At 53.4% G+C, this 20,489-nt stretch carries 18 protein-coding genes; 5 read left to right on the forward strand and 13 right to left on the reverse strand.

The window, feature by feature from the left end; genetic code table 11:
* Positions 1–189: 189 nt before the first annotated feature.
* From ACP5OT_RS00270 to ACP5OT_RS00280, 3 genes are read left to right on the forward strand one after another with little or no spacing between them, the layout of a single operon-like run.
* Complete coding sequence (locus ACP5OT_RS00270; protein WP_424675435.1) at positions 190–1,299, forward strand: DUF444 family protein; 1,110 nt, start codon at positions 190–192, stop codon at positions 1,297–1,299.
* A gap of 23 nt (positions 1,300–1,322) precedes the next feature.
* Complete coding sequence (locus ACP5OT_RS00275; RefSeq protein WP_428112678.1) at positions 1,323–3,650, forward strand: SpoVR family protein; 2,328 nt, start codon at positions 1,323–1,325, stop codon at positions 3,648–3,650.
* Positions 3,651–3,664: 14 nt separating this feature from the next.
* Positions 3,665–4,672 (forward strand): glycosyltransferase family 2 protein, encoded by a 1,008-nt coding sequence (locus tag ACP5OT_RS00280; RefSeq protein ID WP_424675430.1) that lies wholly within the window; start codon positions 3,665–3,667, stop codon positions 4,670–4,672.
* 114 nt (positions 4,673–4,786) lie between these two features.
* Here ACP5OT_RS00280 and ACP5OT_RS00285 read toward each other — a convergent pair whose 3' ends face one another.
* From ACP5OT_RS00285 to ACP5OT_RS00320, 8 genes are all read right to left on the reverse strand, one after another.
* Positions 4,787–6,418, reverse strand: coding sequence for an ATP-binding response regulator (locus ACP5OT_RS00285; RefSeq protein ID WP_424675431.1), 1,632 nt, complete (start codon positions 6,416–6,418; stop codon positions 4,787–4,789).
* A 48-nt stretch (positions 6,419–6,466) separates the two neighbouring features.
* A complete protein-coding gene (locus ACP5OT_RS00290; protein WP_428131027.1) occupies positions 6,467–7,807 on the reverse strand; it encodes an SH3 domain-containing protein in 1,341 nt (446 codons plus the stop codon).
* A 9-nt stretch (positions 7,808–7,816) separates the two neighbouring features.
* Positions 7,817–8,521, reverse strand: a complete 705-nt coding sequence (locus ACP5OT_RS00295) for a hypothetical protein (protein ID WP_424676768.1) — start codon at positions 8,519–8,521, stop codon at positions 7,817–7,819.
* The gene (locus tag ACP5OT_RS00300) at positions 8,518–9,036 is read right to left on the reverse strand and encodes a Rab family GTPase (protein ID WP_424676767.1); all 519 of its coding nucleotides are present in this window, start codon (positions 9,034–9,036) and stop codon (positions 8,518–8,520) included. The genes ACP5OT_RS00295 and ACP5OT_RS00300 overlap by 4 nt, the downstream gene beginning before the upstream one ends.
* A 677-nt stretch (positions 9,037–9,713) precedes the next feature.
* On the reverse strand, positions 9,714–9,860 hold the full coding sequence (locus ACP5OT_RS00305; protein WP_424676766.1) for a hypothetical protein: 147 nt from the start codon (positions 9,858–9,860) through the stop codon (positions 9,714–9,716).
* A 275-nt stretch (positions 9,861–10,135) separates the two neighbouring features.
* Complete coding sequence (locus tag ACP5OT_RS00310) at positions 10,136–11,392, reverse strand: class I SAM-dependent RNA methyltransferase (protein ID WP_428113637.1); 1,257 nt, start codon at positions 11,390–11,392, stop codon at positions 10,136–10,138.
* 59 nt (positions 11,393–11,451) lie between these two features.
* Positions 11,452–11,877 carry a hypothetical protein gene (locus tag ACP5OT_RS00315; RefSeq protein ID WP_428131030.1) on the reverse strand — a complete coding sequence of 142 codons (426 nt, stop codon included), beginning with the start codon at positions 11,875–11,877 and terminating at the stop codon, positions 11,452–11,454.
* Complete coding sequence (locus ACP5OT_RS00320; protein WP_428131032.1) at positions 11,870–12,898, reverse strand: hypothetical protein; 1,029 nt, start codon at positions 12,896–12,898, stop codon at positions 11,870–11,872. Before ACP5OT_RS00320 ends, ACP5OT_RS00315 begins: the two co-directional genes overlap by 8 nt.
* 663 nt (positions 12,899–13,561) lie before the next feature.
* Here ACP5OT_RS00320 and ACP5OT_RS00325 point away from each other — a divergent pair.
* Both ACP5OT_RS00325 and ACP5OT_RS00330 read left to right on the forward strand, forming a co-directional pair.
* Positions 13,562–14,143, forward strand: a complete 582-nt coding sequence (locus ACP5OT_RS00325) for a peroxidase-related enzyme (protein ID WP_424676762.1) — start codon at positions 13,562–13,564, stop codon at positions 14,141–14,143.
* Between the two features lie 12 nt (positions 14,144–14,155).
* Entirely contained in the window at positions 14,156–15,661 is a 1,506-nt protein-coding gene (locus ACP5OT_RS00330; RefSeq protein ID WP_424676761.1) for a DUF333 domain-containing protein, read from the forward strand.
* Positions 15,662–15,788: 127 nt separating this feature from the next.
* Here ACP5OT_RS00330 and ACP5OT_RS00335 read toward each other — a convergent pair whose 3' ends face one another.
* The 5 genes from ACP5OT_RS00335 to ACP5OT_RS00355 all read right to left on the reverse strand — a co-directional run bounded on the left by ACP5OT_RS00335 (position 15,789) and on the right by ACP5OT_RS00355 (position 20,254).
* Entirely contained in the window at positions 15,789–16,022 is a 234-nt protein-coding gene (locus ACP5OT_RS00335) for a DUF2267 domain-containing protein (protein ID WP_424676760.1), read from the reverse strand.
* Between the two features lie 78 nt (positions 16,023–16,100).
* Positions 16,101–16,865: a hypothetical protein gene (locus ACP5OT_RS00340; RefSeq protein WP_424676759.1), complete on the reverse strand. Its 765-nt coding sequence runs from the start codon at positions 16,863–16,865 to the stop codon at positions 16,101–16,103.
* A 102-nt stretch (positions 16,866–16,967) separates the two neighbouring features.
* On the reverse strand, positions 16,968–18,314 hold the full coding sequence (locus tag ACP5OT_RS00345; RefSeq protein WP_428131034.1) for an ABC transporter substrate-binding protein: 1,347 nt from the start codon (positions 18,312–18,314) through the stop codon (positions 16,968–16,970).
* Between the two features lie 84 nt (positions 18,315–18,398).
* Entirely contained in the window at positions 18,399–19,289 is an 891-nt protein-coding gene (locus ACP5OT_RS00350) for a carbohydrate ABC transporter permease (RefSeq protein WP_424676757.1), read from the reverse strand.
* A gap of 44 nt (positions 19,290–19,333) precedes the next feature.
* Positions 19,334–20,254, reverse strand: a complete 921-nt coding sequence (locus tag ACP5OT_RS00355; RefSeq protein ID WP_424676756.1) for a carbohydrate ABC transporter permease — start codon at positions 20,252–20,254, stop codon at positions 19,334–19,336.
* Between the last annotated feature and the right edge of the window lie 235 nt (positions 20,255–20,489).

Here is a 20,489-nt window from a genome sequence, read left to right on the forward strand (position 1 = left end):
GACAAATGAGATTGCTCGCGTCTACGATGAAAGAGCGTCACCGGGGCGGCTCTAATAGCCGCCCCAACCCGTACCCGTTGAGAGCTGTGGGTACGCTTATGTCGTTCCGCCATCGCAGTCGCATGGTGAGGGAAGATGACAGGATAAGACCATCCTTCCCTCGTTTACCAGATGGGTACGCCTATGTCGATGTCAATGAAACGCGCTGAACGCGATCTGAGCCGCTTCCGCGAAATTGTACGCGGGCGGATTAAAAAAGATCTGCGCAAATATATGTCGCAGGGAGAACTGATCGGGCGACAAGGACAACGCTACGTCAGTATTCCCATGCCGCAGATCGATATTCCCCAATTCCGCTACGGCGCCAAACAAGCCGGTGGTGTTGGGCAGGGTGATGGCGATGTCGGTGATCCGATCGCGCAAGGTGACGGCCAACAAGGTGCAGGGCAGGCCGGCGCCGAACCCGGTCAACATATTCTCGAAGTTGATATTACCATCGAAGAATTGGCTCAGATTCTCGGTGAAGAGCTGCAACTCCCCAATATTCAGCCAAAAGGGAAGAAGAATCTGATCAGCGAGAAGGATAAGTATAGCGGTATTCGCCGTACCGGTCCGAACTCCTTGCGTCATTTCAAGCGCACCTACCGAGAGGCCCTTCGACGCCAGATCGCCTCTGGTGAGTATGATATAAATAATCCGCTCGTCGTCCCTATCCCCGAGGATATGCGCTATCGCTCGTGGAAAGAAACCCTCATGCCCGAAAGTAACGCCGTCATTATCTATATGATGGATGTGTCGGGTTCAATGGGATCCGAGCAGAAAGAGCTGGTGCGCATGACCGCGTTCTGGATCGAGACTTGGTTGCGCTCGCAGTATAAGTCCATAGAGATTCGCTATATCGTGCATGATGCAGCCGCCAAAGAGGTCGATCAACAGACTTTTTACCACATTCGCGAAGGTGGCGGTACCAAGATTTCGTCGGCGTATAAACTCTGTAATCGGATGATCGACGAGCGCTACCCGGCGAGCGAATGGAATATCTATCCGTTCCACTTCTCCGACGGTGATAACTGGGGCGGCGGCGATACACGTGAATGTGTCGAGCTGCTCAAGCGTGAGTTGTTACTCAAGGTCAACCTGTTCTGCTACGGTCAGGTTCGCTCACTTTACGGTTCGGGCCGCTTTGCGCACGATCTGGAAGAGTATCTGCGCGGTGATGACCGGATCGTTATTGCTGAGATTGCCGATCGTGATGATATTTACGACGCGATCCGCGCCTTTCTCGGCAAAGGTCGCTAATTCCAGGTTTTGATGGTGTGTCTATGAAGAGTACCCGCCTTCCCGCTCATCTCGAACAGGCGCGTCAGGAAATCGAGCAGATCGCCCGCTCCTATGGCCTCGATTTCTTTCCGATTATTTACGAAGTGCTCGATTACCGCACGCTCTATGAGACGGCGGCATTCGGCGGCTTCCCGACGCGCTACCCACACTGGCGCTTTGGTATGGAGTATGACCAATTGCTGAAGGGCCATATTTGGGCGGGCAGCACCATCTACGAGATGGTGATTAACAATAACCCGGCGTATGCCTATCTGCTGGAAGGGAATGAAGATGTGACCCAGAAAATGGTGATGGCTCATGTCACCGGTCACGTCGATTTCTTCAAGAACAATATGTGGTTTGCCCATACCAACCGTAAGATGCTCGATACGATGGCAAACCACGCTGCCCGGATCCAGCGAATTATTGACCGAATCGGCTACGATCAGGTTGAGGAGTTTATCGATACGTGCTTGTCGTTGGAAAACCTGATCGATTACCACGCACCGTATATCCGTCGGCCTGAAGCCGTCACCCCACGCCCGCTGATTAACGATGAGGAACCACCGGTGGTTGAGGGTTTGCCGGTAGAGCGTGAGTATATGCGCGATTATATCAATCCACCGGAGTTTCTCGAAGTCCAACGCCGTAAACTTGAAGAGGAACGCGCTCGTCAGCGCCGGTTCCCTGAAAACCCCCAGCGCGATGTACTGCTCTTCCTCATGAATTTTGCCCCGCTTGAGAACTGGCAACATACTGTTCTCGAAATTATCCGCGATGAGGCGTATTATTTTGCCCCACAAGGTATGACCAAAATCCTCAATGAGGGGTGGGCTTGCCTTCATGGCGATAGTCTGATAGTGACTGACCGTGGCCTGATCCCGATCCGCGACGTAGTCACGCAACGCCTCACGGCGCGTGTGAGCGATGGTCAGCGCCAGCAGACGGTTTACGACTGGAATGTTTTTACGGCCTATCCGACAGTTACGATCCGTACCCGTACCGGTTTGACGCTGACCGGTTCACATAATCATCGTATCCTACTTGCCAACGGTGAATGGCGTCGACTCGATGAATTGCACTGCGGTGATCAGGTGAGAATCGCCGGTGGCGCCGAGCTGTGGGCGACGACGCCGGCTACGCTGCGCCGCCGACCAAAACTCAAGCGGGTGTTGGCCTACGTGCCGGCTAACACCGTGACACAGCCAGTTCCCTCGCATCACCGCTCCTACCGACGCACTGCTGAGGTGGTGGTCGACGAGGCACTAGCCGCTCAGCTCGGTCGATCATGCGCAATCCGTGCCGATCATCGTGCGCTCGCTGCCATCTGTCGTTCACCACGACCACAGGTGGTCGCATTTTTGCGTACCTTCTGCGTCGGTGCTCCACGCTTGGCCGACAACAGCATGACGATCACCTGCCCCACCGACAGCGTTGCCGCAACGGTTCAGTTGCTGCTCCTCAATCTGGGTGTACTGGCGACACGACGAGATGCCAGCTTGTATATTGCTGATGCTGCTGCACTTGAGCGCGCTCTGCTGGTCCCTTCCACGCCCGTCGCATGGACTGATGACGTCGTTGCGATTGAACACGGCACTACTGATGTCTACGATATCTCAGTTACTGAAACGCATCGCTACGCGGCGCAGGGCTTCATCAATCACAACAGCTACTGGCATAGCACCATCATGACCAGGCATGTGGCTTCGGCAGCCGAGATTATTGCGTTTGCCGACCTGCACTCCGGAGTCGTTGCCACGAGCGGTGGTCGGTTGAACCCCTATAAGCTTGGGTTAGAATTGCTGCGCGACATTGAGGATCGTTGGAATAAAGGGAAGTTCGGCAAAGAGTACGAAGAGTGCGACGACATCGCGCTCAAACGCTCGTGGGATAAGCAGCTAGGGCTTGGCCGCCAGAAGATCTTTGAGGTACGCCGGCTCTACAACGATGTCACGTTTATTGATGAGTTCCTCACGCCGGAATTTGTGATGGAGCAGAAGCTCTTCACCTTCCGCTACAATCGCGATACCGACCTGTACGAGATTGCGTCACGCGAATTCAAGGAAGTGAAGGAGAAATTGCTCTTCCGCCTGACGAACTTCGGGCAGCCGGTGATTTTGGTTGAGGATGGAAACTACGGCAACCGCGGCGAACTCTACTTGCGCCACCGTCACGAAGGGGTTGATCTCAAGATGGATTATGCGCGTGAGACCATGCGCAACCTCTACAAGATTTGGACTCGTCCGGTGCATTTGGAGACGGTGATCGAAGAAAAGCGTCGGTTACTGTCGTTCGATGGTCGTGACTTCAGCGAACGACGGATGGATTAAAGGTGGCTCATTGCATGGTGCCACTTGCCGTGGAATATCCGGCCTGGGTCGGCTATATGCAACGGACAACTGCACTCCCACCACCGGTCATCCGTGATCCGACCCAACCACTGGTTAGCATTGTCGTACCATCGCCGAATCAGGGGCGGTTTATCGGCGAAACGCTGCGCAGCATCCTCGATCAGCGCTATCCTAACCTCGAAGTATGGGTAATCGACGGGGGACGCACTGACGAGACACTGGCGGTACTGCGCACCTTCGCCGACGACGAGCGCCTGCATATCGTGGTGGGTGAAGATAAAGGCCAGGCCGACGCGATCAATTGCGGCTGGGCGCGCGCACGTGGTGCGATTGTCGCGTGGCTCAATAGTGACGATACCTACTACCCAAATGCAGTAGCGACACAAGTTGCAGCGCTACACGCGCATCCACACGCAGTTGCCGCCTATGCCGGCGCAAGCTATACCGACGAACAGGGACGTGTTCTGCGGATGATTGCTGCCCGCCCCTACCATCCACTCGCGCTGTTACGTCTCCTCATCCCAATGCAACCAACGGTCTTTCTGCGTCGCGAAGCGGTGGGACGAGCCGGTCCACTCGACTGTCGGCTCCGTTACGCACTCGATACGGCATATTGGATGCAAATCGCACGGTACGGTCCATTCATCGCAACCGATACCATCCTTACGACCTATCGCTTACACACTACCTCAAAGACAGTTGCACAGTTTGCCGGTTTCTACCGCGAATGGTTACAGATCGCCGAGGAGAGCTTTGCTGCACTCCCACATCTACGTCCGGCACGGCGAGCCGTCCTTGCCAACATCTACGCCGCAATGGCCAATCTTGAAGCACGTAGGGGGCAACCACCGATGGCGCTGCGTTATGCGGGGTATGCCTTCACCTTAGCGGGTTGGCGACCACGGTTAGCAAAATTGCCACTAGCCTTAATTGATCGGCTGTTCGACAGCAACATTGCCGATCGGATCGGTAGTTGGTGGGGATGGCAAACCCGACGGTGAGGTTGCAGTTCATATAGGTGGTAAGTACAGGCCGAACTTCCAATCACCCACCATCGGCACGTTCGTCAATTGGAATTGGCGACCGAACAGAGAGGTCTTTTCGTCACGTAGGTGTTAGCTCGCGGCCAACGCCTTCTGTTCGAGCAACAGCGCAATCCGCTCGGCCAATTGGCGCAACCGCACCGGCTTGGCGAGATAATCGTCAGCCCCAGCGGCCAGACAACGCTCACGATCACCCGGCATTGCCAACGCCGTCAATACCAGAATCGGCAGGTTGCGCGTCATCGGATCGTTGCGCAAATGACGCATAACCTCTATCCCGTCCATTGTCCGCAAGCGTACATCGAGCAGCACAAGGCAAGGCATATCACCTTGGACATACGCCAACGCCTCTTCACCCGACTCGACATGAACCACGCGATAGCCACAATGTGTCAGGTATTGGGAAAAGAGGGCGGCGGTAGACAGATCGTCCTCAACCACCAGCAAAGGACGATCACCGGCCAACGGTGATGCAGGAGGCACATCGAAAGGCAGCTCTGCCTCTTTCTGTCGTTCCTCCGAAAACCACGCTAACAACCGTTGTTGCTCATCGGGTTCCCACGGCAACGCCACGTGGAAGCGGCTCCCGACCCCCACCTCACTCTCCAAACTCACACTCCCACCGTGTAAGCGGGCCAATTTCGCTACCAATACCAGACCAAGCCCACTCCCGGTTACTTCTTTTTGGCGTTCACTCTCAATCTGTTGAAACGGTTCAAACAAACGAGCTGCATCTTCAGCTGATATTCCTATCCCGGTATCCCACACGGTAAAGCGGACGGCCCCGCGTTCGGCATCACCGCGTACTTCTAACCCGACCTTCCCTCCAGCCGGCGTAAACTTGATGGCATTTGAGAGGAGGTTAATCAAAATTTGACGCAACCGGCGCGCGTCGGCCAACATAACCTGTACCGTGGGATCGAAATCGTAGACCAACTGGAGACCGGCGCGTTTTGCCATATCGGCAATCATAGGGCGCAGCGACTGACAAATATCATGCACAGACACCGGCGTCAGATCGAGTTCTAAGCGCCCGGCTTCAATCTTGGCAATGTCGAGATAGTCATTAATCAGTGCCAGTAAATGTTGACCACCCTGTTTAATCCCATTGATCGCATTCATCTGTTCCTCACTCAGCGGCCCGACCAATTGCGCGCGTAACACATCGACCAAGCCCAGAATCGCGGTCAGTGGTGTACGCACTTCGTGACTCATACTGGCGAGAAACTCATCTTTTAGTTTGGTCACACGCAACAAACCAGCATTAATCCGCGCAAGCTCCACATTCTGGCGCTGAATACGATCTTTCAGCAAATGCAACTCATTGCGGCGCTGCGTGAGCAATTGTTCCGTTATGCTGCGGTGCGTCGTATCGACAACGATTTGGATCAGCCCGACAATAGTACCATTATCATCGGTATGCGGTACCGTCAGCAAATCGAGATAACGTACCGAGCCATCAGGCAGCGAACGGTTGATCAACGGGAGGCTTAACCGGTCAAGCTGACCGTTAAGGATGTCAGCCAATGCCGATTCATTACCGAACAACTCCGGTATCACCTCGGTCAAAGACAAACCAATCGGTGAATCGTCACCGAGCACACTCAGCAAACCACCGACACGGTGTATCCGTAGATCGCGATCAACGATCAAATACGCACTACCGGTTTCCATTAACACCCGTTGTTCAACCGTTAACGTCATAGGGTATCGTACCTCAAATAAACATGGAGACGAAACGACGACGCACCATCAGGGTACTGGGAAGGGTGTCACGAGATTCGGTGGAATCGGTCGTACCAACCCAACCCAACGCGAAGGCACCCATCCGATCAACTGCACGGCTTGCTGATCCACCCGAACATCGACCCGCACCTGATACCAATCACCATACTGAGCCAACACAATAACCGGCGCATTCCGTGGCGCCACAATTAGGCTACGCTCACTAGCCTCATCAGGGAAACTATACAGATACACATTTCCCGTCATCACGCCATCGTAAGGGATTGGCGTAATCGTCGGCGTTGGAGTCACCGTCGGCGTCGCCGTCGGGGTGGCAGTCGGCGTCGCCGTCGGGGTGGCAGTCGGCGTCGCCGTCGGGGTGGCAGTCGGCGTCGCCGTCGGGGTTGCTGTTGCTGTCGGCGTGGCAGTTGGCGCAAACAAGGCGGCCATCCGCGCTTCAACACTCAGTACCCACCAGCCGCAGAAGAAAAACGGCGAAAGCACGATCAGCAGCAACAACACCCAAATTGCACGTTGCCAGAACGACGCAGATGGTTTGGTAGGAGCAAACTCTACCTTCGCCAACGGAATACGTTCCCGAATAACCGACTCGACTTCGGCAACTAACCGGTCATCATCACCGGCGAATTCCCGTAAGCGGTCGTAACGGCCCTCGTGAATGGCAACCAAAGTTTGCCTCAACGTTTCACGAAACCCGCTAGGTTCGACGCCGGTAATGACAGCGGCAAGATAGACTGCACTCCCACTCGCAATGACAATCTGGCGCGACTCATAGCTAATCGCACCGAGTTCATCACCTTCACCAAGGGCATCGTGGGCAAAGTCACGGATCGCCGTCAGCATACCACTGACCAGATCACGATCGACGATTGGAATACCGGGTGCGGCGACATGGCAAAGCAAAATACCCGAATCGCGTTGGATTAAAAACACCTCCTGCACCGAAAAGGGCAACTGCTTGCGCATGGCATATTCACCAGCCGAGACACCTTGCGCCCGTGCCTGCCAATAACCGGGATCGAGCCAGAGGAGTGGGCCAGTACGGATGCGCGCATCAATTTGCGCGGCCAAATCTCGAATGGCCTCGGTGACGGCCCGAGCGATCATGGCACCGATCACCGGATAGAGTGCATCGATAATATCATCGCGCGCTTGATACACCTGCTGGCGGATTGCTTCACCGATTGCCGGAGCCAACGCCCGCGCAATATCGTCTTTTGACGTATGGATCTGCTCGGCCAAAATATCGGCGATCACGGGGCTGATTTTATCAACCAGCGCCTCTGGCTTTAGCAGCACACGCCGCAGCTCTTCGATCTCCCGACTCGTCTGCGGATCGGTAGCCATAATCGCGTCTTAGTCATCCTTCGCCGAGGAAAGACCATCGAGCAAACCGGCAATTGGGCTCCCGGTCTCAAGCCGAGTTGCGATCTCGATCAGCATGCTGGCCAACGCTTTGCGATCGGTCTTCTGATTATCGAGGCGGTCAGCAATCCGGCGCAGCTCCGAGCGCAACACATCTTCGGCACTGCGGATCTCACGGCGCAGGGCCTGGGTACGTTGTTCGAGCAGATCGCGTGTCTCGGCCAAACCGGCGCGGCCCGACCGAATTTCGAGATCGTGATGGCCCTGGACCCGCCGCAACTCGCTCACCCCATCGCTCAATCCGTTCAAAGCTGCCTCATGCTGGCGAAGTTGGGCCGACACCTGTTGCAACAACGCCTCGCGTGCCCGTGCTCGTTCGACCTCACGACGCAATTCGTCGTTGATACGGCGCGTCTCGTTATCAAGAGTATCAAACCGACGCACCATTGCTTTCTCGACTTCTGCCAGACGGTCTTGCAATTGACGAACGTCATTGGTCAGATGCTCAATCTGACGGCGGATGTCACTGAAAGCACGAGCGTATTCCTCCATCTGCGGTCCGAAGATGATGTCGCGCAGACGATCAACTTCAGCCTGGCGGGGCTGGCGTGTTCCTGTACCCAGAATAATTTGCCGCACCCGTTCGAGTTCTTCAGCTTCATCCGGATTGTTGATACCATTGGCTTCGTTGATCATATACGCTCCCTTTGCCGTTTAATCCTGCGTCCGAGTATATGAAATGCCTCTTGGACCCCCTCACCGGTACGAGCACTCGTACAGAGCCAATCAGCCGACAGGACAGCCGCGACACTGCTAATCTCATCATCGCTCAGGCGACGTTGGTTAACCAAGTCGGCTTTGTTGGCTGCAATCACAAGCGGGGTAGCCGGACTGGCTTGATGGAAGGCGGTAGCGTAGGCATTCAGGGCCGGCAATGTCTCTGGGCGAGTCACATCGCAGACGAGCAAAGCGCCGGCGGCACCGCGATAGTAATTCTGCACGATCTGATTAAGTTCTTCACCACCGGCCGTATCCCAGATCAAGAGGCTGAACTCGGTCTGATCAACATGCATTGTGTGACGACTAATCTGAACACCAAGCGTACTGAGATACCGCTCGTCGAAGATACCTTCAACAAAGCGGCGAACAAGACTAGTCTTACCGACGGAGAATTCGCCGATCAAGCAGATTTTGGCAACAAGTCGATTCACAGCACTCGCCAATAGAACAGCCCGTGCAGACGTGCTATTATTACAAGTTGCTCACAGTATAACATAGTCTAGTACGTGCTTCGCACAGATCGTTTGCCCGAGATTCGCGAGCGATGAAAACTTTTTCAATTGCAACTGTTGATATACAGTTCACAGAGCCGAGACCGAAGGGTTGTCCGGTTTCCTCTCACAAAGTATTCATTCAAGAGCGTACAACATTTATTGAATTGTCATCAAAAAGAGAAGATTTTCCACTATACAGTATAGTATTATTACGCATAAGCAGGATTATCAAACGATACATAAACTGTTTATATCGTCCAAAATAACCTTTAGCATAGAATAACCGCAAAAAAAACATGCGTGCACGCACTTAAATAACAAATAATCGATCAACAACATCAATTATTTAAAAAATTCAGAGCGATTTCATCAAGACTCGCTAATACTGGTAGACGAACATGCCAATATTTAAAGACTATCCTACTGGTCGATAATAAGCTTACCAAGGAATAGCGCTAAACATCAAATGAGGATATACTCATCCGCAGTTATTCCACGCCGCCAAGGGTAAAGGGAAGCGCTTCACGTCCAACCCATGTACCCCTCATAAATCGTCACGCATTGCATAACAGGAGGATAGAGCATCAATGGGATAAAGCTATCAACGCGCACCACTACCAATGTGCCCTGACCCCAAAACCGCAACTGCGATCACCTCGACAGCTTGCCAACAGATTAGCCAAGTCGATCACAAACAGCACAATCACGGCATGGAGTAACAAAATGAGGAATACAATACCGATCACTAACCTAATAATCACAACCTCCTGCGCCAACATCAACTGTATCGAGACGGTTTATTGATAACGGTGAGGGGTAATACCATGCACCATACCGCGCGAATAGTGAGATAGCTCCCATCGTGGAAAAGGATATGCGTGATCAGCAAGCCGGCGAATCAGGCACGGACACAAAATCCAGTCCGCTTATCATATCCTCCACAAACTAACAATTCAACAAAGATATAGATCATCGCGTTAAGCAACCTGAATACACATTTGAAGACAATTTCAAACGTTTCTGTGATATTCTCTGGTCACGACAAACGTTCGAGCACCACCACCGTCTCAATGTGCGGTGTTTGCGGGAAGAGGTCGATCGGCTGCACATGAATGCAACGATACCCGGCAGCCACGAGCGGTGCCAGATCGCGTCCGATCAGGCCGGGGTGACACGAAATGTACACAATGCAGCGCGGTGCATGCTCAATGAGTGCGGTGAGCACGGCCGGATGACACCCACGCCGGGGCGGGTCGAGGATTACGGCATGGAAGGGGCCGGACAGGTTGCCGACAACCCGCTCTGCCACGCCGGCCACGAACCGCACGTTCGACACCTTGTTGAGGAACGCACTCTGCTCACCATCGGCTACCGCCGGCCGATGCGCTTCGACTGCAACGACATCCTCGTAACCTGCGGCAAGGGGTAGCGCAAAGCTACCCACACCGCTGTAGGCATCGAGTAAGCGACCGCTATGCGGGGCCAGCGCGGTCCGTACTACTTCGAGCATGCGCTCGGCTTGGGGATGGTTGACCTGAAAGAAGCTACTTAAGCTCAGACGAAAGACCATCCCGCCTAGCTCATCGAAGATCTCACCGGCCCCAACGAGCGGTTCATCGGCCAGTGTGACACCGGCTAATACCGGTGTGGTTGCCTTCCATGCCGCCGCCAACCGCGCTATTTCATGGCGATGCGCTGTCGCCGTTGGCAACAGGCGAGCCGCCGCGTAGCCGTATACGGCGCTGGCCCGCAATATCACTTCGGAGATCAGACCGGCAAACGGTAAGCGTCGTAGTCCGGCAAGAGCTTCCCGTAACGCCGGTAAGAGCAACGGATCATCCACCAGATCGATAACCGTCTTTGTACCGGTAGCGTGATAGCCGAGCGCTGCGTGATCAGCGTGTAAGCGAGCACTGTTACGGTAGCCCCACGGTTGTGGTGCCGCAATGACCGGTTGGACAGACACCTCAACTCCGGGCAGAAACTTGCGGATCTGCTCGACGACAATTTCTTCCTTTAATCGCACCTGCGCCGGATAAGCAATGTGTTGCCACAGAGCATGGTCGCCGGGAGTGATCAAGGGTGCTACCCGGTCCGGTGAAGGACGGATGATCTCGCTGACCGTTGCACGTAGAAACCGAGCATGACGTTCGTACACGAGTGCGCGTACCCGCTCTCCCGGTAATGCTCCGCGCACAAAGACCACCAGCTCACCCAGCCGGCCCACGCCGTCGCCGCCTTGCGCAATCCCGTCAATCGTAAGTTCAATTACATCATTTTCTATTAGTTTCATAATAAACTTTTACTCAGTATGCAATTAACATTTGTATTGAGTAAAGAACGCACAAATTTTTACAGTGTCTGCAAAGACCACTGATGCAAGAATTCTCGTACCAGCCATGCGGCTACACTCTCATACCACAAATACCCAACCAATCCGGTTGCGACCACCCGCCCTGCTCGCGAACGTATACACACCGTATCAAGGGCAATGCCTCTCAAAAAGGCCAACGCCGGCAGACTAAAATACCAATGTTTATTCCAGAGGCTAAACTGCCAATCAACGACAATTGCCCCTAGCAGTACTACGACATAACCGATCAGCACATACCCGTTCCAGGTTATTCCACGCCGCACGATACTAACCAATGCTAAAGGAAGCAACAATATCGGGATAACACGGGTATGGCCCCAGATCTGCTCCACCAACGAACCGATCAAAGGTGATGGTAATCGATCGTGACCAACCCGCTGACCGGTAGCCAACCGGTCAAGCACGGCGATGAGTACCGGAACCAGATAGCGGCCATAGTATACGGCCATTGCTATGAGCGTGCTGAATATGAGGGTGAGCAAGATCACCGTCCCGGTAATGTGCAGACGAATAACAAATTGCCAACAGGCTCGCAATGCCGATGACCAGTGGTACAAACACCACATGGGTAACGTATATGAGCAGAGCAACACTCAATGCCGATCCGATAAGACCAACTTCAACCCAAGACCACCTTTCACGATAGACGAACTCGTTCACTAAGGTCAAGGTGACAACAACCCACCATACGCCGATAATCGTCGGATAACTACCGTCGTGAAAGTAGAGATGGGTCACCGGCAGACTAACAAACAACGCCCCGGCCAAGAAACCGACCCGCGCGCTGTACCCAGAACGAACTGCCAGCCGATAGAGCAAGAATGGCGTTGTTGCATGTATCAGACTGACAATCCATTTCATTGCAGCGGTAAGTTCGTATGTCTCCGGGAAGATAAACGCTATCGGAACTAACAAGTAATAACTCAGGAGTGAATATGGAATAGTGGCGATCCCCCACTCGTACTGATTCGCCAACCGACTTTGGACCACATCGGCCATTCCCTGGGCAATCAAAAGGGAATGATTAGCCCGCGCCCGATGATCGATAAAGACCGGTACATTCATCCCAACTACATGCAATCCGAACCAAAGTGCAGCAAGTAGAGACAACCGCGCGAGCCATATTGATAATGATTTTCGTTGCCACCACAGGATAAACCGAAGAAAGAGAAAACCGCCGGTGATAAATAACGCAACACCTAATAACCACATCCACAACATGGCCATCTGGAAGCGGATATGCGCTGTACCGAATCCGATAAAGCCAAGGACAATGACCGGAATGACTAGCCGTTCGTGTGCAGACAAGCGTAAAAGCACTAGCCACAGGTAGAGCATACAACCGATGGCACTTAGCCACCCTAAAATGGTAACCGGTGCTAACCGTGCTTCACATTGCTGCACCTGTAGTTTGGTAACCGCCATACCAAATTTTTTTCCTGTGGCAAAGTCGGCAGAGGTAGAATTGAAAAGGATAACACATTCTCACCTTCACGAATGATCGACGACGGTATGTGGAGTATTAATCGATTCCAACCGGCTCGCAGCACGGTAGAAGTGTAACGCTCGCCATTCCACCGGATCTTTAAGGTTCTTGAATTGGTCCCACCACCGTGAATTTCAAGCACGAGCCGATGATCGGCCCGACTCAGCAGCGGAAAAGCAATCTCACTTTCGGTAGCAAACCAGCGAAATTCACCCTTTTCACCAATCTCAACTGAGCTAATCCCCGATGATAGCACATCAATGGGAAGATGAAAACTAAGACTATAATCTATCGGCCATGCGGCAAGGATAAATATCATGAAAGGAACGATGATTACACTAAACACAATTTGTAATATACCAAACAACAATTTCCTATACCGAACCAGTATGAAGTAAAACATACGAATAACTGCCCTTTGTCGCTTAGTTTCGTGAAACGATTGTATCGTTATGACCTCTGCTTGGCAACGTTCCTGATCTAGCGCTAAAACTGCGCTCCAGAAAAACGAACAGGTTAACTATCCGTTCCACCTTCTTCACTTGGTATATAATGAAATCACATTTTAGATGAGATGATTGCAGAGTCAAGGTGAGGTGACTATGGACGACCGCCCCCTCAGCCGTTTTCCGTACCCCAAACAGCTTAATGAATTACCACCAGACATCCGTGAACGTATCGAAAAGGTCGCCGAAAAGAGCGGTTTCATTCCCAACGTCTTTCTGGCGCTAGCCGCCCGCCCCGACGAGTTTCGTGCCTTCTTTGCCTACCACGATGCGCTGATGGAACGACCCTCGAACCTCTCCAAAGCCGAAAAGGAAATGATTGTCGTAGCGACTTCGGCAGCTAATGATTGCCTCTACTGCGTGATTGCGCACGGTGCGATCCTGCGCATCCGCAGCAAGAACCCCCGTCTCGCCGAACAGATCGCCACCAACTACCGTCGTGCCGAGATCACTCCACGCCAGCGGGTAATGCTCGATTACGCATTGAAAGTCGCCGTCGATTCAGCACGGATCGGTGAAGAAGATTGGCAACCCCTCTACCAGCACGGATTCACTCAAGAGGATATTTGGGAGATCGGCGCGATTGCCGCCTTTTTCGCGATGAGTAATCGGCTCGCGAATATGAGCGCATTACGTCCAAACGACGAATTCTATGCAATGGGACGCCACTTCGATTAAAAGGGAAATCCAATGACATCTAGCCTACATCGCACGCTTACGCTGGCCTTTGCCATCGTCTTGGTAGGTCTCAACACCGGCTGCGTCCCTGTTCCCAATTCAGCGCAACCCACAACCATCGCGCCAACCACGACAGGACTTCCGTCCCGACCACCCACTACAACCCCAGTGCCAACCGCGATGACCGGCCTCGCGAATCCGGCCGCGGTCTATTGTAGTGAGCAGAGTGGTTATCTTGAGATTCGGACTACTGGTGATGGTGGGCAAATCGGGGTTTGCCTTTTTGCCGATAACAGCCTCTGCGAAGAATGGGCATTCTACCGTGGTGAATGTCGCCCCGGTGAGCAGTATGATTCGACGACGATACGACCTGACCCTACCGGCATCCCCGCACCGATCGGCGAGCTACTGGCACTCTTCCGAGCGAACCTACCGGCAAATGCTTTCAACGACCTGGCTGCTCAACCGGTACAAACCACCGACGGCAGTCAACTCTGGATCGTCTACAGTACCGGTATGCGCAATTTCGACCTTAACCCGCTTGTACCGCATACGCTAGCACTCTACACCTATACCAATGATCGCTGGCAAGAACGGGAACGAACTACGCTGAGCACAGAGTCATTCAGCGATGGACCAGATTTTGTGGGGAGTGTACAACAAGTACCGATCGCCCCTGGACGCATCTGGTTGCAGATTGAAGGTGGGATCGGTGCACACGGTGGCAGTTATCATCTACTGAGTTTCGACGGTACTGAGTTACGAACCGAAGTGGCCGCCTTCTCGCCCTACCCCGGTTTTGGTCATACCGAGGATCTCGACGGCGATGGGATCCGTGAGGTTGTCCTTAATCGTTCCGAACCGTACATCTTCTGTTATGCATGCGGTGTCTACTACCCGGCGTATCAGGTCTACCGATGGCAAGATGAACGTATGGTCGCATTACAGATTAGTGACCTGACAGATGGGCAAACCGAACCATTCGCCGATCTCAACCGGCAAGCAATCACCTCAGCGCAAGCCGATCTATGGGCCGATGCCTTAGCGGCAATCAATGCAGCCGTTGCACAAGCCGGTACCGCCGATCCGACCACGCAAGCCGGTACACTGCGGTGGAATCAGCGTTTGATCCAGATGACGCATACAGCGCACATGAACGCAATCGCTGAGAGTGCTTACCCTCTGCTCAACAAGGTGTTCGCCGGTGATTACGACGGCGCTGTAGCCGAGATGCGTGCGTACTCGCCGCAAGCGATCTTCAATGCCGAGTCGCCACTGATCGTCGGTACCGTCGCCGAAGGATGGGTCGAGACATTAAGTGAATATGTGCGCACTGAAGCTGAAAAAGCTGCCGGTGTCGCACCCGAACGGGCCGCGATTTACGTTATCTGGGCCTGGGGACGTTTTCTCGCCGATCCAACCGACCCGGCCATCGACACCGATCTGGAGCGTGCCGCCCAGTTGCAACCCGGCGACCCATTCTTCACCGATGTCGCAGCGTGGTGGGCATCACGGTAAAAAACCAGACCCATACGCTCTCGCGGATACGTGAGGACGCACGATGTAGTGCGTCCTCCCACTTAGCACATAACAACACGTGGCACAAGTGCGCTACCAAGGCATCGCTGTGCCACCACTGACCGAATTAATTATTCTTCTTACCACCAAACAGGCCACCGAGCATCTCTTTAGCAGCATCGATCTGCTCGGCTAGCGAACTCACATCGCCCTTCAATACCTGATCTACTTGCCCGGCAATCGGTTCCGGCAACTTCTCTTTCAAAAATCCGATCACTACATCAATCGCCTGCTGAGCCTGTTCCGCGCTGACTCCCGTCTTCTCCCGAATCAAATCGACCAACGTTTTACCTGTGCTCATCGTTTTCACCTCTTCACAATTATCGCAGCCTATCTACGATACGTGTAGTATAGCATTAGCGAACACGTTATAGCAGAACTAACGGGCGGTACGAAAAAACGTTACCATGTCCAGCAAACCATACAGACTGGCACTAGTAAAGGTGATATGCGTACCGGCAGTCTGTTGAAGCACAACTTCCTCCCAGTGCAACAATTCGGCTTGCGCTTCATCGGCAAGCACCGGATCGGCGAAGTAGCCAAGTGTTATATGTGGCATATACGGCTCGTAGGCGGCAATCCCAAAACGACGGTGAAACGTAGCATTCCACGAACGACGTAGTTCGACCAATATCGCAAAGGCGTTGTGCATCTCAGCGGTAGGGGATAATAAGGCGACCAGTGCCGACCGATGTACAATCGCCAACTGACTAACGGTAAACCCAACCCGCCAACCTTTACGTCGGATGAGCGGTGAGCTGGCCACGGTACCGCTGATAAAATGGCCGTGGAGCAGCGCACCGGGTACATCGATCAGCAGATCATTAAGTCGTGGCCGGATGTGGGGTAGGGCCTGAGCAACATTACCATCGCTTGGTCCATCCCATAGGGTAACGTGATAGGTAGACGGTGGCAGCGCACAGAACAGATACCGACGCAAGAGGAGATCGGTGTCGAGCACACACATCGCCTTACGCAAACCACGGTAAAGCGTATATTCGGGAATGGCATCGAGTGCGCAATCGAGCCGTAACCATGGCCCATCTCGACGGAGGCCGATATTGTCGAAGAGAATAGTGAGACCACGAAAAGTAGCCCAGCGTGGGGTGAAGCCGGCTATTTTGGGGTTGGCGATGGTTAACATAGCGACCGGCTATCCTGGTACCAGATAGCGGTACACCGACACAAGAGGGTTTTGCTCATGCACCCTGCATATGCCGATGTACCTGCTACGTTTCCCGTGCGATCAACCTTCACGTGCCTTGAGATCTTCAAGGATTGGCTTTGCTCCTTCGGTCAACTCATTATTCACCTCGGTGAAGACTGCACTCGGCGCTTCACCGTTGACGATAATTCGCTCGAGTCCCTTACCGATAATTTGGTCACCGTTGCGCACAAACACACGTGCCGAGTCTTGCGCACGAGTCTTAGGCAACTGATCAACCGCCGTCTTAAAGTTGGGGTTTTGGTTGAAGAACTCGATCATCTCCGGCATCTGCTTGGTGCTAATCCGCACCGGCATATACCCTGTGCTTCGCGACCACACACCGGCGCTGGTAGGGTTGGTCGCAAACGTGATATACTTCATGGCCGCCAGTTGCTTCTCAGCAGGAGCACGGCTGACAATCGCCAAACCGGCGCCACCGGTCGGGCAACCGAAGTTAGTCTCTTTCGGCAAGAAGCCGACGCCCACCGGGAAGGTAGCGTTAGCCTGAATCCCGGCTAATGAACCGGTTGAGGCCATCATCGAAGCAATCGCGCCACCGATGAAATCTTGATTAAGGTTGGGCGATAAAATCGCCCACTTATTTTGGACTACCGTATCCTGATAGAACTGGGCTGCCCGCAACGTATTCGGATCGGTCATCGTCATGGTGAAGTCAGGTTGCGAGTACTGACCGCCAAACTGCCACACCACTCCCTGGAAGAGCCACGCAATGTAGCTTGCGCCGTTAGGGTGACCAAACGCCGCCCGACTGCCATCACTCTTCACCAACTTTGGGGCCCACTCGCTAAACTCGGCCCACGTCTCTGGGGCACGATCGGGCAGCCCTGCCTCAGCCCAAATGTCTTTGTTGTAGTAGAAGAGCGGTGTGCTGCGTGCAAATGGGATCCAGTAATGGACACCTTTGCGCACACCTTCATTGAGCAACACCGGTTCGTAGTCACTGAAATCGAGATTCACCTGTTTGGCGAGGTCATCGAGCGCCGTGATCGCACCGGCCAGGTAAAAACCAAACCACCAGACATCCGAGAGTAGGATGACATCGGGCGTGGTATTAGCTTGCAAGGCAGCGGTGAACTTCTGCGCCGTCTCTTCATAGCTACCTTGAAACTGATATTCAACCTCGACCTCATTCTGCGAATCGTTAAACGCCTTGACCATCGCCTGCTCAGCTTCGCCCAGATTCCCACTGAACGAACCCCAGTAGGTAATCTTGACCTTCGAGCCGGGCTGGCTGACCACGGCCGGTGCTTGAGTGGTCTGCGTTCCCGTCTGCCCGCCTTGCGTACCACACGCCGCCAATACCGCCGCACCGCTCCCTGCCGCCACAAGGCGCAACAATTCGCGCCGGGTGAATGTACGTTTCATGTTCATGATCATTCCCCTGTACAGTTATACACCAAGGCATCTATTGCATACGGCTACCTTGCCATCATGCACAAGTAAGAAGGACTAACCTTTCACCGCACCGGCGGTCATCCCCTCGACAATGGCACGCTGCGCCAACAAGAACCCGATCAACACCGGCACGATGAGAAAGAGCGAACCGGCCATTACTACGCCCCAATTGGCTAAACCCTCACTGTTACGCAGCCAGAAAACACCTATCGGCAACGTGCGCATATCGGTGGTATTGGTGACGATCAACGGCCAGAGAAAATCGTTCCACTTACTGACCACCGACAACAACGCCATCGTCACAATTGCCGGCTGTGCGATTGGCACAACAATACTAGCCAGAACGCGGAAGTGACCGGCTCCATCAACCTTCGCTGCTTCGAGAATCTCGTGTGGCACGGCCAAAAACGCCTGCCGAAGCAAGAAGGTCCCGTAGGCAATGGCTGCACCCGGCACGATCATGCCTTGATAGGTATTGATCCAGCCAAGACGAGCTACGGTCAGATAATTCGGCACAATAGTGATTTCGACCGGTATCATCAATGCCGCCAACAACAAGAGAAAGACCAAATCTTTACGGGGGAAGTGCAGATATGCCAAAGCGTAAGCCGAGAAGATAGCTAAAATCACCTCGGCTGCTGCTCCGAAAAAGGTCGTAATAAAGCTATTGAGATAGTAGCGAGCAAATGGCGCCGCCTGCCACGCTGCCGGAAAATTGGTCAGCGTCGGATTAGCCGGCCACCATGTCACCGGCAACGAATAAATCTCACGGCTCGTTTTAAATGCGGCCATTACCGTCCAGTAGACCGGTAGACCGATCGTAACCACAGCTATAACAAGCGCGCCATATCCGGCGATACGCCACAACAGCAGCGAAAGTGGTTGCGATCGTCGTCGCGCAGTCATCAGTGTAATCACACGTTCAAGATCATTTGTCACTGCCATACCTAACCTACACCTACACCCGCGTAAATTCGTGGCTCCGGCCATCATCCATACGTCACTTGCCGCTCGAGATACCTAATTTGCACGATAGTCAGCGCAAGCATAATGAAGAACAACACCACAGCGACCACACCTGCCTTCCCAGCGTCATACGAGACAAAACCCAGCTCGTAGAGGTGGAAAATCAGGGTAGTCGTTGCATCGGCGGGACCACCGTTGGTCAGCACGCGAATAATGTCAAAGGCTTGAAAGCAGGCGAGAATACTCGTGACCGATAGAAAGAAGGCCACCGGCGAAAGGCCAGGAAGCGTAACGTGCCAAAACCGTTCCCACGCACCGGCGCCATCGACGCGAGCGGCATCGTACAACTCACGGGGAATATTTTGCAAACCGGCGAGATAAATCACCACTGCATAACCGATATTCTTCCACACATACACGATAATGACCGCCGGCATAGCCCAGAAGGGATCGGCCAACCAGTTGGGTGAATCTAGACCGATCAAAGCCAACAACTGGTCGATGAGGCCGTAGCGTGGATCGAAGATATAGCTCCACACAACCGCCACCACTGCCCCTGAAATCACTACCGGCGAGAAAACAATCGCTCGGGCGGTGTTGCGGAAACGGAGCGGTTGGTTGAGCAACAAGGCCAACAACAACCCCAAGATCAATGTTAAACCGACCGACCACACGGTAAACGTGGCCGTTTGCCAGATGATGTTCCAAAAGCGAGGATCACCAAATGCCGTAATGTAGTTTTGTAGACCTACGAACGTCATTGTCGGGCGCAAAAAATCCCAGCGCACCAGACTAAGGTAGACGTTGTATATCAGCGGCCAATACGTAAAGACGGCAAAAAGTAGGAGATTCGGGCCGATAAAGAGTGTAAAAAGCAACCACTCGCGATGTTCACGTCGTAATGTGTTCGGATGGCGCTCTTGACGGGACTTTTGCAGGGCCATTGTTGCACGATCCTTAGTCTTTACATGTAACTGAGCTATCCTATTCGAACAAGATTAATCAATCATCATTGAAGTATTAAGTAAAAATGAATTTTTCACTAAACAACTGTTAAAGCACCAATACTCAGCGATAACCGGTATGGATGTGCAACGAGGATCGGGCACCAAACGTATCTTTTCACAGAGGTTAGCAGTTCACGTTTGGAGAGCGCTGATAATCAGGACGTGCTACCAT

The sequence above is a fragment of the Chloroflexus sp. genome (assembly GCF_049970315.1).
Lineage (GTDB): Bacteria > Chloroflexota > Chloroflexia > Chloroflexales > Chloroflexaceae > Chloroflexus.